General features: G+C 40.5%; 13 protein-coding genes. 5 read left to right on the top strand and 8 right to left on the bottom strand.

From position 1 onward, the window contains the following. Positions 1-532: 532 nt before the first annotated feature. On the bottom strand, positions 533-1,459 hold the full coding sequence (locus tag GR929_RS14870; protein WP_159521164.1) for a serine hydrolase domain-containing protein: 927 nt from the start codon (positions 1,457-1,459) through the stop codon (positions 533-535). Positions 1,460-1,691: 232 nt separating this feature from the next. On the opposite strand from GR929_RS14870, the gene asnS reads away from it, so the two are divergent. The 3 genes from asnS (at position 1,692) to GR929_RS14885 (ending at position 5,313) form a co-directional block, all read left to right on the top strand. Beyond that, complete coding sequence (asnS, locus tag GR929_RS14875; protein WP_159521166.1) at positions 1,692-3,128, top strand: asparagine--tRNA ligase; 1,437 nt, start codon at positions 1,692-1,694, stop codon at positions 3,126-3,128. Between the two features lie 108 nt (positions 3,129-3,236). Beyond that, a complete protein-coding gene (gene rpoN / locus GR929_RS14880) occupies positions 3,237-4,682 on the top strand; it encodes an RNA polymerase factor sigma-54 (RefSeq protein WP_159521168.1) in 1,446 nt (481 codons plus the stop codon). A 19-nt stretch (positions 4,683-4,701) separates the two neighbouring features. Further along, a complete protein-coding gene (locus tag GR929_RS14885; protein ID WP_159521170.1) occupies positions 4,702-5,313 on the top strand; it encodes a hypothetical protein in 612 nt (203 codons plus the stop codon). On the opposite strand, the gene GR929_RS14890 is transcribed toward GR929_RS14885, so the two are convergent. The 3 genes from GR929_RS14890 to GR929_RS14900 form a co-directional block, all read right to left on the bottom strand. Further along, positions 5,300-5,713 (bottom strand): SPOR domain-containing protein, encoded by a 414-nt coding sequence (locus GR929_RS14890; RefSeq protein WP_159521172.1) that lies wholly within the window; start codon positions 5,711-5,713, stop codon positions 5,300-5,302. The genes GR929_RS14885 and GR929_RS14890 overlap by 14 nt on opposite strands. A 73-nt stretch (positions 5,714-5,786) precedes the next feature. Further along, a complete protein-coding gene (locus GR929_RS14895; RefSeq protein ID WP_159521173.1) occupies positions 5,787-6,485 on the bottom strand; it encodes a response regulator transcription factor in 699 nt (232 codons plus the stop codon). 96 nt (positions 6,486-6,581) lie between these two features. Next, a complete protein-coding gene (locus GR929_RS14900) occupies positions 6,582-7,616 on the bottom strand; it encodes a sensor histidine kinase (RefSeq protein ID WP_159521175.1) in 1,035 nt (344 codons plus the stop codon). A 152-nt stretch (positions 7,617-7,768) separates the two neighbouring features. On the opposite strand from GR929_RS14900, the gene GR929_RS14905 reads away from it, so the two are divergent. Continuing rightward, positions 7,769-10,012, top strand: coding sequence for an inorganic phosphate transporter (locus GR929_RS14905; protein ID WP_235934380.1), 2,244 nt, complete (start codon positions 7,769-7,771; stop codon positions 10,010-10,012). Positions 10,013-10,086: 74 nt separating this feature from the next. Here GR929_RS14905 and GR929_RS14910 read toward each other — a convergent pair whose 3' ends face one another. Further along, the gene (locus tag GR929_RS14910) at positions 10,087-11,685 is read right to left on the bottom strand and encodes a glycoside hydrolase family 28 protein (RefSeq protein WP_159521177.1); all 1,599 of its coding nucleotides are present in this window, start codon (positions 11,683-11,685) and stop codon (positions 10,087-10,089) included. 131 nt (positions 11,686-11,816) lie between these two features. Then, a complete protein-coding gene (locus GR929_RS14915) occupies positions 11,817-12,188 on the bottom strand; it encodes a hypothetical protein (RefSeq protein WP_159521179.1) in 372 nt (123 codons plus the stop codon). Positions 12,189-12,499: 311 nt separating this feature from the next. On the opposite strand from GR929_RS14915, the gene GR929_RS14920 reads away from it, so the two are divergent. Further along, positions 12,500-13,045, top strand: a complete 546-nt coding sequence (locus GR929_RS14920) for a hypothetical protein (protein ID WP_159521181.1) — start codon at positions 12,500-12,502, stop codon at positions 13,043-13,045. 335 nt (positions 13,046-13,380) lie between these two features. Here GR929_RS14920 and metF read toward each other — a convergent pair whose 3' ends face one another. Both metF and GR929_RS14930 read right to left on the bottom strand, forming a co-directional pair. Further along, positions 13,381-14,334, bottom strand: a complete 954-nt coding sequence (gene metF / locus GR929_RS14925; protein ID WP_159521183.1) for a methylenetetrahydrofolate reductase [NAD(P)H] — start codon at positions 14,332-14,334, stop codon at positions 13,381-13,383. Between the two features lie 5 nt (positions 14,335-14,339). After that, positions 14,340-14,489: a hypothetical protein gene (locus tag GR929_RS14930; RefSeq protein WP_159521185.1), complete on the bottom strand. Its 150-nt coding sequence runs from the start codon at positions 14,487-14,489 to the stop codon at positions 14,340-14,342. Positions 14,490-14,507: the final 18 nt, after the last annotated feature.

Raw genomic sequence — 14,507 nt, forward strand, 5'->3', positions numbered from 1 at the left:
AAACGGTATCTTTATTGCTCATAAATGGGTGCGTTAGAAAGTGTTGTTGTTTTGCTTAATATACTTAAAGATAACACTTTGCACCCATTTTATTGTACTCGAGATGAATAATTCGGGTTAATAAACCAGTAAAAAGGTTCAGCCCAATTCGGACTGGGCCTTTTTCATTTTTAACTACTCGAAAACAGACTCCATCGGCTTATCCGCTAATCCCCGAGCTCCGCACAGGGTGCTGTAGGTTTCACTCCCTCAGTGTTCTGCGGAAGAACCGGAGGAGTATAAAACCCGCAGAATGGAATGTTCAGCGCATGATGCCCAGAATTTAAGTCGGGCCTATATCATTCGGACGAATCGCCAAGCGTCTGAAGCAAGGAAAAACAAAGCTGTTCAATCTTCGGCGATTCGGGATGAAAGGCCGAGACGTTGGAAAGAATAATCACGCCGTTCGCCCGGTTGGTATCGAGTGCAATTGATGAGCTGTAGCCTCCGGTTCCTCCATTGTGGCAATACAGTTCCGTTTCAGCAAAGGTTTTCACAATATGCCAGCCCAGCCCAGCCCAACAGCTAACCGTTCATTCACTCCAAACGTCGGTATTCGCGTTAGTTCCAGTTCCCGGTTCAACTCATCAAACTGGGCGAGGGCAAACTGAGCCATATCTTCCGTGCTTGATAAAATGCCGCCAGCCCCAACCATCACCGAAAAATCCCAGCTCGACGTTTCCCGGCCTTGTGCATCAAGCCCGCTCACCAAGCACGATAAGACCTTTTCGCGCCGGGTGGTTGAAGTGCTCATTCCATATTTTGAAAACAGGTATTTTTCCAACAATTGCTGATAATCCAAACCAGTTACTTTTGCTAATGTATAAGCCAGAAGTCCTGCACCCAGATTGGAGTATTCGCTCCGCTCGCCCGGCTGGTAAAGCAGCTCCATCTCCCTCGTCAAGTAATCTTTCAACAGATCTTCGCCATAATTCAGATACGGATTGGCCGGATCGAAAGGAACACCGACATCGAAGTTCGACGGCATGCGCGGCAAACCCGAAGTATGATTGGCTAACTGCCTAAACGTGGGCCGAATGGAATCTTTCAACGCAAAAGGCAGGCGGTCGTTCACCGGATCGTCGAGGTTCAGCTTGCCCTCAACAACCAAGGCAGTCAGTAAACTTGCCGTAAATACTTTCGAAATTGACCCGATTTCAAAGACTTTATGCCGATTGTCAACCAAGCTAATCGTATCATTCTCCAAAATGACACCCGAAAAAGAAACGGCTCCGTTTTCGATGAATGCAAAGGCCAATTGGGTTTGCACCGGAAAAGCACGAACATGCTCAAAAATCTGTTCTTTCTGCGTCCTTGTCCAAACGTCCTTATGTTCGATGCACTCGGGAAGCCGAACCTGACTTCTTACGGAGCCCGTAAACAAAAGCAAAAACATACTAAAAATTATTCCTCTCCTCATGCCTTTTCGGTTGTCATTCAAGCATTACAATTAACTGTTCAAAGTTGTCAATAAAGTTAGAAAAATTAATCTGCGCAGAAGCTGCTTTCGAATGAGCCTAGCTTCGTAGATTCAAGTCACTTAACTTTTCATCGGCCAATTCATGTTTTTCAACAGAAAAATGTACTTTTGTGATTCACATTTTAAACCTGCAAAACAGGGGAATAAAAAATCTGCAAAATTAGAGGACAACATGAAACGACTGAAAATTAAAGAAGTACTCGCTGGAGGACAAGTAGGCCAGCAAGTGTTAGTTAAAGGATGGGTTCGAACCAAGCGCGGGAGTAAAAATGTTAATTTCATTGCGCTGAATGATGGATCGACTATCAATAATTTGCAGATTGTTGCGGATGTTGAAAAGTTTGGTGAAGCATTACTTCGCGACATTAACACGAGCGCATCAATTGGAGTTAACGGCGAATTGGTTGAATCGCAGGGTAGCGGACAAGCTGTTGAGTTGGTCGCATCAGAAATTACGGTTTATGGAAAAGCTGATCCCGAAAAATACCCGATCCAACCGAAGAAACACAGCTTGGAATTTTTGCGCGAAAATGCGCACCTGCGTTTTCGTACGGCTACTTTTAGTGCCGTGTTCCGCATTCGTCATGCCATGGCTTTTGCCATCCACAAATATTTCAACGATAAAGGTTTCTATTATTTGCACACGCCAATCGTAACAGCTTCGGATGCAGAGGGTGCCGGACAAATGTTCCGCGTGTCAACGCTTCCACCGGTAAACCCGCCAACGACTGAAGACGGTGAAATTGACTATGCACAAGATTTTTTTGGTCGTCCAACCAATTTGACGGTTTCTGGTCAGTTGGAAGGTGAATTGGGAGCGACTGCCTTGGGTGAAGTTTATACGTTTGGCCCAACATTTCGTGCCGAAAACTCAAACACAACCCGCCATTTGGCTGAATTTTGGATGATTGAGCCCGAAATGGCATTTTATGAACTGAAAGACAATATGGATTTGGCTGAGGAGTTCTTGAAATACCTCATCAAATATGCGCTGGACAATTGCATGGATGATCTTAAATTCCTGAGCAATCGTCTGCAGCAAGAAGAAAAAAATAAGCCACAGGATCAACGTTCGATGGAGCTAATTGAAAAACTTCAGTTTGTGTTGGAAAACGACTTTATTCGTTGTACGTATACTGAAGCTATTGATATTTTGAGAAACTCGAAGCCCTTCAAAAAAGGAAAGTTTCAGTTCCCCGTTGAATGGGGAATCGACCTGCAAAGTGAGCACGAACGTTATTTGGTTGAAAAGCATTTCAAAAAGCCAGTTATTCTGATTGATTATCCAAAAGACATTAAAGCCTTCTACATGAAGCAAAATGAAGATGGCAAAACAGTAGCTGCCATGGATGTACTCTTCCCTCAAATTGGCGAAATCATTGGTGGATCGGAACGGGAGTCTGATTACGATAAATTGGTAAAGCGAATGGAAGAAATGGATGTTCCTGCCGACGAAATGTGGTGGTACCTGGATACCCGGCGTTACGGAACGGTGCCTCACGCCGGATTTGGGTTAGGATTTGAACGTTTCATTTTATTTGCAACTGGCATGGGTAATATTCGCGACGTAATCGCGTTTCCAAGAACGCCGAAGAATGCAGAGTTCTAAAAAAACATTAAAAACTAAAAAATATAAAGAGGTTGACTGCAATAGTCAACCTCTTTTAGGTAACAAAGGTTATATTTGTTATAGAAATAAGAAGAAAATAATTACAATATGCCATCTCAGAAACTAAGTTTACAGCAAAAGCTACTGCAGAAACTTTCACCTCAACAAATTCAGGTGATCAAGCTTCTGGAGATACCTACCATGCAGCTGGAACAACGCATAAAGAAAGAACTGGAAGAAAATCCGGTTCTTGAAATGCTTGATGATGAGCCGATTGATCAAAGCGAAGAGTCGGAAAGCAGTGATGCCGAAGGTGATGAATTTTCACTTGAAGACTACATTGAAGATGATGAAATCCCAACATATAAACTAAACACCAGTAACTACTCGAAAGACGATAAACAACCTGATGTTCCTTTTAGTACCGGAATAAGCTTTTATGAGTCGCTTACTGAGCAGCTCGGCCTTACCGACCTGGATGGTGAGCAAAAGAAGCTGGCGGAATACATTATCGGAAATATTGATGAAGATGGTTATTTGCGAAGAGATTTGATGTCGATTAGCGACGACCTGGCCTTTACGATGAATATGAACGTTTCAGAAGAGGATCTGGAAGAGATACTGGAAACGATTCAGGACTTCGATCCAGCAGGAGTTGGAGCACGTTCGTTGCAAGAGTGTTTGTTGCTTCAAATTCAACGTAAAAAGGGGAACGAACCGACCTTGCTCGCCTCCCGGATATTGAAAGAAAACTTTGAAGAGTTTACCAAAAAACACTATGATAAAATCATTCATAAGTATGAAATTTCGGAAGACCAGCTAAAAGAAGCGTTGAATGAGATTCTGAAGCTAAATCCGAAACCCGGTGGCTCAATTAATAATCCGAACAACCAGTCGAACCAAGTCATTGTACCCGACTTTATTCTCGACAATGTAGACGGAGAACTGATCCTGACACTGAATCAGCGCAATGTTCCTGATCTGAGAATGAATAACACTTACATGGACATGCTTAGAGGCTATACCGACAACAAAAAGAACGCTTCGAAAAACCAAAAAGACGCCGTTCAGTTCGTCAAACAAAAGCTGGACTCGGCCAAATGGTTTATCGATGCTATCAAACAGCGCCAGCAGACCTTGATTTTAACCATGTCGGAAATTATTGACTTCCAAAAAGAATACTTTAAAGAAGGAGAAGAGACCAAGCTGCGTCCGATGATTCTGAAAGATATTGCCGACCGAACAGGCCTGGATATCTCTACGATTTCCAGAGTTTCGAATAGCAAATACATTCAAACACACTTTGGCATTTATGCATTGAAATATTTCTTTTCAGAGGGTATGCAAAAAGATACCGGAGAAGAAGTTTCGACCCGGGAGATTAAAAACATTTTGGGAGAATGTATTTCGAAAGAAGACAAGCGAAAGCCATTAACGGACGATCGGCTGGCCAAAATACTGAAAGAAAAATCGTATCCGATTGCACGGCGTACCGTTGCTAAGTATCGTGAGCAACTGGGAATTCCGGTTGCGCGTTTAAGGAAGGAATTGTAGAAATTATAACGACTACACTATGAATGCAAAGCCAGCCATCGCACAGTTCTTTTCCGTGGTTCTTCATCCATTGATAATTCCTACACTGGGCTTTCTGTTGCTCATGAATTCCGGTTTCTATTTTTCGATGATGAGCTTTGAGGGTAAAAAATTCCTGCTTATTATTATCTTTTTAAGCACTTTCCTACTTCCTGTATTAAGCTTAGGACTGCTATCATTTAACAAGCATTTTGATGCAACAATGAGCAAGAGCACCGACCGGGTTCTCCCGCTTTTTATGAGTGCTATTTATTACTATCTGGGCTATTACTATTTAGGGCGGCTGGATGTTTACCCAATCTATCGTGTCTTTTTGCTCGCCACAATCCTCATCATCATTATGCTGCTACTGATATCCATGAAATGGAAAATTAGCAATCATATGGCTGGTATCGGAGGGCTTATTGGGGCTGTAATTGCCTTATCATTTCGCATGGGAATCAATAGTTCTATGCTATTGTGCGGCTTAATTATTTTGGCCGGAATACTTGGAACCGCCCGTTTAATCTTGAAAAAACACAGCCAACTACAAATTTATGCCGGCTTTTTTCTCGGGTTCATGGTGAATTACCTGATCATTATTTATCTATAATCATAATCCAGGCATCCTTAAAATCCTCTTCCTGACGAAGCACCTCAAGTGCGTTTTGAGCTAAATCAAAATCATTAAAAGATTGAACAGCTAAACGGTAGTAGCCATCTTCATTACGCATAATAACAGCCGATTTAAAACCTTGCTTCTGGTATTCTTTGTTCCAACTTTCAGCAAATTCCTTTACGGTGTACACATCAACAACCAAAAAGTATTTGTCGTCCAGGTTGACTCCCATATCAATTTCTTCAACCGGAGGTGGTGGTGGTGGCTCAGGAGCTTCCACAACTTGCACGGTATCCTGAGGATTAACTTCAACTTGCAAATCTTGCTTCTTTTCTTTGGTTTTGCATGCAACAGCTATTACAAGCAATAATACGAACAGGTATTGTAGTTTCATATTCAACGGGCTTTTAAACAAAGTTACGGAAAGAAATAAAAAAATCCCTTATTTCTAAGGGATTCTGTTCGTGCTATTCGACAAACTTATAGCCAATACCTTTCAATGTTTTTATATGATCGTTCCCGATTTTTTCTCTCAATTTACGAATATGAACGTCAATCGTGCGGTCTCCCACCACAACGTTTTCACCCCAAACCGAATAGTAGATTTCTTCGCGGGTAAACACTTTCCCCGGTTTCGAGACCAGTAATGAAAGCAATTCAAATTCTTTTCGAGGAAGAATCATTTCCTGACCTCTGGTATTAATCAGGTAACGCTCTTTATCAATAACCAAATCACCAATAGTTATGGTAGTCGAATTTTCAACAACTTGGTCAGGTGCAACACCTCCTGTGCGTTTTAAAAGTGCTTTTACACGGCTAACCAACACTTTTGGACGAATCGGCTTGGTGATATAATCGTCTGCTCCTGCCTCGAATCCTGCAATTTGCGAATAATCTTCGCCACGTGCGGTTAAAAAGGCAATGACGACACTATTTAACGACGGTATTTTACGAATTTCTTCGCAGGCTGCAATTCCATCCATTTCCGGCATCATCACATCCAGAATAATTAAATCCGGAGTTTTCTTCTCAGCCACTTTGATAGCTTCCAACCCATTTTGAGCCGTATAAACTTTGTAACCTTCTTTTTCAAGGTTATAGCTAATAAATTCTAAAATATCGACTTCGTCGTCGACCAGTAAAATTTTGTACTTCGTATCACTCATAATGGTAAAACTTATCTGCTGCTAAAAGTAGAATTAGAGCTTAGAAAATGTGTTAATAAACGATTAAAATCTCAAATCACAGGCAAATTACTACTTTCATTTGGCTTTTTCAAGCGTGAAAGTAAAAGTTGTTCCTTCGTCCACCGAAGACTTAACATTTATTGTTTGTTCGTGTGCCTCGATAATATGCTTTACAATTGATAAACCAAGCCCGGTTCCTCCTTGTTCCCGGGAACGTGACTTATCAGCCCGGTAAAAACGCTCAAAAATACGGGGTAAATGTTTGCTATCTATTCCCAAACCATCGTCGGCAACTTCCACCATGAGGTTTTCTTTCAAGTCGTAAAATGAAATATTAACGAATCCTTTTCTTTTGCCGTATTTAATGCCATTTAAAACCAGATTAGTCATCACTTCCATAATCCGCTTTTTGTCGGCTAAAACATTTACCGGCTTTTCTGGCCGTTTAAAATTCAGTTGTATTTTTCGCTCCACAGCCATCATCTGCTCCAATTCAATCACATCATCCACCAGGCGAACCAGGTCAAAACTTTCCAGCTTAAGCTTCAGCTCTCCGGATTCCAGTTTTGTAATTGACTCTAAATCCTCCACAATGGAAATCATCCGATCAATACTTTTCTCTGTTCTTTTTAGGTAAAGTTTATTCACTTTCGGATCATCGATCCCTCCTTCGAGCAAAGTCAAAATATAACCTTGAATATTAAAAATAGGAGTTTTTAATTCGTGCGATACATTACCAACAAATTCTTTCCGGTATCTCTCCAGATCTTTCAAGCGAGTAATTTCCTGCGTCTGGTTTTTGGCCCACTCCTCTACTTCTTGTCGCGCCGTAGAAACCATGTCAATTTTATCTTCACGCTTCTTGATTTTCTTTCCTGTTACCGGAATTTTGCGAATAATCTTATAAATTGGCTCAATTCTGTTATCAACGTACTTTCGCATAATAAAAAGAATAAGAGAATACACGATGGCGAAATAAAGTATGACTAATATAAGGTACAACCAGAGTGAAAAAGCTGTAAATGAAATTGCTACAACAAACACAATGGTCAATAATGTAAGAGCTTGTGCCAAATACAGCGCTAACTTTCTAGGAGAATAAGTCTTCATAAACGTTTTTGTTTGGCGACTAAATTAGAATAAAATTTTGCTCATTTGCTCATTAATAGTAATTTGACCGTTCGTTAACATTAAATTAACACAAAAGAGGTGGTAGGTTAATTGATAGCACTATTTTTGCCTCCGTCAATCTTATATCTAATATGATGGAACAATTCTATTTAATTCTTGTTATCGTGCTTTTTGCACTAGCAATTTCGGATTTGGTTGTTGGAGTCAGCAATGATGCTGTTAATTTCCTGAATTCAGCGATTGGATCAAAAGCCGCCCCCAAATGGATTATTTTTTCTGTTGCCAGTCTTGGCGTACTTGTTGGATCGACCTTTTCGAGCGGTATGATGGAAGTTGCGAGGAAAGGAATTTTCCATCCGGACATGTTCTTCTTTGCGGAGATCATGGTTATTTTTATGGCCGTGATGATCACTGATGTGATTTTGCTGGATTTGTTTAACACCTTCGGCCTTCCAACATCGACCACAGTATCAATTGTTTTCGAACTTTTGGGTTCCGCTGTCGCGGTGTCTCTCGTAAAAATTAGTGGAGCAGGCCAGTCAATTAGTGAGTTACATAAATACATTAACTCGGAGAAAGCCCTTGCTATTATTACCGGGATTTTACTCTCGGTATTTATCGCTTTTATAGTCGGTGCCATTGTCCAATATATTGCCCGGGTTATCTTCAGTTTTAAACAAAACAAAACATTAAAATATTACGGCTCGGCATTTGGTGGACTTGCCATTGCTGCAATGACCTATTTCATGGTTATTAAGGGAGCCAAAGGAGCTGTTTTCATGTCGGCTGACACGGTAGATTTTCTAAAAAACAACATGGTTAAGATCCTACTTGTTAGCTTTGTGGGCTGGACTATTATTCTGCAATTACTTTATCTTATTTTCAAAATTGATATCCCGAAAGTTATAGTATTGGTTGGTACTTTCGGATTAGCCATGGCCTTTGCCGGAAACGACCTGGTGAACTTCATTGGAGTTCCGTTGGCTGGATTTTCATCGTACAAAGCTTGGATCGCTAATGGTGCACTTGCGCCAGACAGCTTTGAAATGGGAATGCTAACCGGAAAAGTTCCCACCCCCACTTACATGCTACTTATTGCAGGTCTGATCATGATTATCACTCTGATTACATCTCGCAAAGCACGTTCGGTTGTAGCCACAACTGTTGACTTATCGCGACAGAGTGAAGGCGAAGAGCGGTTTGGTTCATCGGCTTTTTCTAGAGCCGCGGTAAGAACAACAATCACGATTAACAAAGGCATTCGAAAAGTTCTTCCAGCCTCTGTGATAAGAGGATTAGACAATCGTTTTGTTCCAAATACCGAGAACGAAAACAATGCAATAAAAGAAAAGGATAAACCTGCTTTCGATAAAATCAGGGCATCGGTTAATCTGGTTGTTGCCAGTATCCTAATTTCGATTGGTACTTCACTAAAATTACCACTGTCAACAACCTATGTAACCTTTATGGTGGCTATGGGTACTTCATTAGCTGACAGGGCATGGGATCGAGAGAGTGCCGTTTACCGGATTTCCGGAGTATTTACCGTCATTGGCGGTTGGTTTATGACAGCCTTAGTTGCCTTTAGTGTTGCCGGATTCATTGCATGGATCATCTCAATCAGTGGAAACTTTATGATCTTCGTCTTTATTTTAGTGGCTATACTAATGGTTGGAAGAACCTATTTCTTTTTCAAGAAAAAAGCGCAAGAAAAAGAAGAGGAAGAAGAAGAACTTGACGTTTCAGAAATGATTAAGGAGAAAACTAAAAAGCAAGTCCTAAATACGGTTATTAATGCGAATCAGATTTTCTCTGTTTGCATCGATAGTTTTATAAAAGAAGACCGGTCGCACCTGAAGGAATCATTAGAACTGAATAAGAAATTTCAGAAAAAAGTGAAAAAGGCGAAGGACAAAGTATTCCCAATGATTCAAACCTTACATCAAGAATCAATGGACAGCGGACATTGTTTTGTCCAGATTGTCGACTACCAACGTGAAATTTCGCATTCCTTGAATTTCATGGTCGAACCACTTTTCAAACATCTGGATAACAATCACAAGCCATTCATCGAAGTTCAATTAGAAGAATTAACCGAATTGATAGGTCTCGTTGATGAATTTTTCAACCTTGCCTTGCACATTGTTAAAGAAGATCAGTACGAGAAGTTTGATGATATCTTGTCAATGAAAGAGTCGCTATCCGGTAGGTTGACTCAGTTGGAGAAAAAACAAATCAAGCGAATAAAAGCAAAAGACGTGAGCACACGTAACTCCCTGTTATTCTTCAACGTTATCAAAGAAACTAAAAACCTGGTGCTACACTCAGTTAACCTGATTAAGTCACAACGTGATTTTGTAGATTTGAGCAATTAAACACCACAAAATAGAATAAAACAAAACAGCCGGATCAATTCGATTCCGGCTGTTTTGCTTTGTATTTGATTCTATTAATTCATTTTATCAGCAACCCAATTTTGATCCATTATATTCGTACAATTATCGATCGAAATTGAATCCGATAATTCTCCGGTTACCGATAGCTGTATCGGTGCATTAGTAGTATTGAAATGAATGTTTTCAAACGATAAGTTTCTGGCATCAACCAACTCAATGATACTGTCGTTTGCCGTTAAATTCATGTTTTTAAACGATGAGTTAACGATATCGTGCGCATAGAAGAAATTGGTACAATTCGCTTCTACGTTTTCGATTTGCAAATTTTCGAGTGGTGATTCCGGAATCCCATAAACTTTAACAAAATGAGTTGCTTTTTCGATCAGAATATCGCGTGCAAAAATAGTGCTGTATTTAGGGGTTAACTCGTTAATGTCAAGCGCTGGGAGCCTCCGGGCCAACTCGCCAACGTACAACTCCCCTCCAAGCATATCCCATTTAAAAGCGGTATGCTTCAAATTCATCCGAATTCGCTCGTAAATGAGGTTCTCGCCACCGCCACCACGTGGTCGTCTGGTTTTAAAACGTATTCCAACTCCGGTGTCCTGAAAAACGCAATCGTGAACATACAAGTTCCGAATCATACCAGCCGTTTCACTTCCACAGGTAATTCCGCCATGCCCCTCCTGTGCCAAGCAATACCGAACAACTATATTTTCCGTAGGTTTATTAATTCGAAGTCCATCATGACCTCTGCCCGATTTCATGGTAAAACAATCATCGCCACAATTCAAGGTACTGTATTCAATCAATACATCACTGCTCGATTCAATGTCGATGCCGTCTCCCCTTTTTATTCCAACCGAGTTGACCTTCACACCGCGAATAATGACATCGTTGCAGTAAATCGGTACAATATTCCAGAAAGCCGTTTGATCGAGTGAAATACCTTCGATATAGACCTTTTTACAATTGATGGGAGAAATAAACATGGGAGGAAAAATACTCCCTGACTCTTGTGTTCCATCGTAAATTCGCTGCTCAACGGCTAAGCCCGAAGCTACTACATTTTCAATTACATCAGACCGCTCAATACGCTCACGAATATCTCCCTTTGAGGCCGACGGACCAACCAGCTGTCCACCTCCGGTAATCGCGATGTTTTGCTGATTATTCGCATAAATACAAGCTCCCAGCGACATGACTTCCACGCCTTCGATGCGGGTAAAAACGCCGGGCTGAAAATCTTTCACCCATGCACTGAACTTTAAGGTGCAGCCCTCGGGAATGTGCAGATTCACGTTGCTTTTAAGCTCCAATCGTCCGCTTAGCCACTCCCCTACAGGAAGAATCAGCGTTCCTCCTCCGTTTAAGCTGAGTTGATTAATAGCATCCTGAATGGTGCTTGTATTGATTTTATCTTCCGAAAGATCAACACGAATGGTATCATCAGGAAAAACAGGCTTTGTAAAAACAATCGTTTCAAAAGGCGCTTTAACCGGAGCGATTTCAGCTGGCATATTATCCTGACCGACTTCTTCAATGGTGGGTATTTCAGCGAGTTGCCAATTCTCTTCTTTTACCGATGTGTGACAAGAAGTCAGATATAAACCAATAATAATTAAGACCAGCCAGGTGTATGAGTACCTCATTTTTTCAATTTTAAAAGTGAATTATATGCTAGTAGTGTAAGCAAAAGGTAAAAATACTCAACTGAAAACGTTTTCACAAGAGCCACCTTTTCTCCAGAAAGAAAACGACTACAACTCCATTTCCCGGGTAGTTAACCCTTTGCACTAAAATAGCGACGAAATAAGACCTTTTTCAGATCGCGGAAGATAATTTGATGAGCAATGACTTCTACTTGATTGTAGCGCGGAAAATCGGCCTGTGTGCGGGAAATATCGCGATCGGTAATGTCAACCTGGTACAAAATAGACAGCAACAAATCCGATTTGTTGATCAACAAGGTATCGATCTGTTCAACCAATTGCTGGTGGAGTTCATGGTAAGCATCATCAACATGACCCGAAAACCGGATTTCAACACCGAACAAACCAAAATCTTTCATGATTTGGGCAATCGTGTCGAGAATAATATCTTCCCGGTTTAGAAAAACATCAACATTGGTATGGGTGATATTCGGCAGATTCATTTTTGTTTGATTTTGAGCGAGGAAAGGTAGGAATTTTCAAAGAAGAAAACCAAGTCACCCGATTTTTGCCTCTTGTTAGAATGAAGCCGACGCAAAACAGATCGAATTGTCGAGGAATATACACTCCATCAATGGGAAAGCCTGTTCATTTCACATTTGTCTTCCTTGTCAATTTTAAAACCCGATTTTTATATCATTAAAAAAAACAAAAATAGACTGAAAAAAAACCGCCCAGATGATAAACATAAATATAAAAAACAATATCTTCGCACTCATTACTGGCATAATAAATATATTTACAAACTACATTTATGAGAAAACTAGTTGTTATCGGGTTAGTTCTTTTTACCAATCTTGTTTCGGCACAAAATTTTGAAAAAAACAACTTGCAAGAAATGGCTAAGATTGGTATCGGACTCCACGGACTTGAGCTTAGTTATGAGTTTCCCCTTTCTGAAAAATTTAGCATTGATAATTCCTTGGGAGCAGGAATGGGAATGACAGACTATGGAGCTGGAGCTGAATATTTGCTCGACGTTGCACGCCCCACGCCATATATGAGGTCGAGACTAAAATACATCTACAACATCGAAAAACGAGTAAAAAAGAATAAGAACACAAAACATAATTCAGGGAACTACATTGCCGCTCAAGTAAAATATAGCTTTGGAAACATAAAAACCTACCAATTAAATCGGGCTTTATTAACCGAAGTTCACTGGGGAATTCAACGAGATTTAGGTGGTAATTTTCTGTTCAACATGCACATTGGCTTGGGCTACCTGCAAGATTTTCAAGAAAATGCTGGTGATTTGTCTCCTACTCTTGGTTTTCAATTTAGCTATATTATGTTCTAGCAAGCAAAATAAGTGCGAAAAACTATAACTATCTGTTAAGAGCATCGATTCTGTCAGATAGTGATCCACGTTCAGTTCTACCGACAGGATTTGAATCACTATTTTCTTATTCAGAAAGAAAACTCGAAAAACAACTTTCAAAAATAAGAGTGGGGTCATGGGCATGACCTCCGACGAAATCCGGATTGCTCGTATTCATCGCTGATATTTACATTCCCTAAGTTGCTGCTGAGAAGAATTCGGGCATTTAGGAAATAAAAGCACTGATAAACAAAAAAATCCGACTTTTAAAAGGTCGGATTTTATTATTCTTGGATTGAAACGATTGCATGCTTTTAGAAAACCGCCTCAACAATTTTTCGTGCATTGTCGGAAACACCGTAAGTGTACATATGCAAACTGGGTACATTGTTCGCGACCAAATCTTTGGATTGGTAAATGGCCCATTCAGTACCTACAATTTTGGCATCGTCGTTATTCTTACACTTTGCAAGCTCGGTTGACAACTCTTGTGGAAGATCGATTGCAAATATTTTTGGCAATACCGTCAACTGGCTTTTCATGTTGATGGGCTTAACTCCGGGAATAATTGGCACTGTAATTCCATTTGCCCGGCATTTTTCTACAAAGTTGTAGTACACCTGGTTGTCGAAAAACATTTGAGTAACAATGTAATCAGCACCAGCCTCAACTTTTTGTTTCAGGCGATCCATGTCTGTATCAAAGTTGGGTGATTCAAAATGCTTTTCGGGGTAGCCAGCAACTCCAATGCAAAAATCGAGTGGTGAATTATTCTTTAAATCCGGCTCTAAATATTTACCTTCCCGGAGGTTTACAATCTGCTCCACCAGCTCGTTGGCATTTCCATTACCATCAGGATTTGGCCGAAAAATATGGTCTGTTTTCAGTCCATCGCCACGCAAAGCTAACACGTTATTAATTCCCATAAAGTTCAGGTCAATCAATACGTGTTCAGTTTCGCTTTTCGAAAAACCACCACACAAAATATGAGGCACCACCGGAATGCCGTATTTGTGTTGAATAGCGGCAGCAATAGCCACTGTTCCCGGGCGTTTACGCACGGTTCGCTTTTCGATGGTTCCATCGGGTAATTCCTTGAAAACCATCTCATCGCGGTGAGTTGTGATGTTAATATACTTGGGATCGTAATCGATCAGGCTCTCAATAGTCCTGTATATATTACTTGCATCATTTCCCTTAAGGGGAGGGAGCAACTCAAACGAAAAAACCGTTTTGTCGCTTTTGTTGATGATGTCGATAACCTTCATTTTGCCTACTTTTTAAACAGATTTTCTATTTTCTTTCCAGCCTTATTTGTTTCTCTTTCCAGTTGTTTTTCAACTGAATTATTGAAGTGAAAAACCATATCGAGCACAAACATAAGAACCATTCCTAAAAGAAATGCGATTATTACTTTTTTCATCGTATTCTTTATTATCAT

The sequence above is a fragment of the Sunxiuqinia indica genome (genome assembly GCF_009847015.1).
Lineage (GTDB): Bacteria > Bacteroidota > Bacteroidia > Bacteroidales > Prolixibacteraceae > Sunxiuqinia > Sunxiuqinia indica.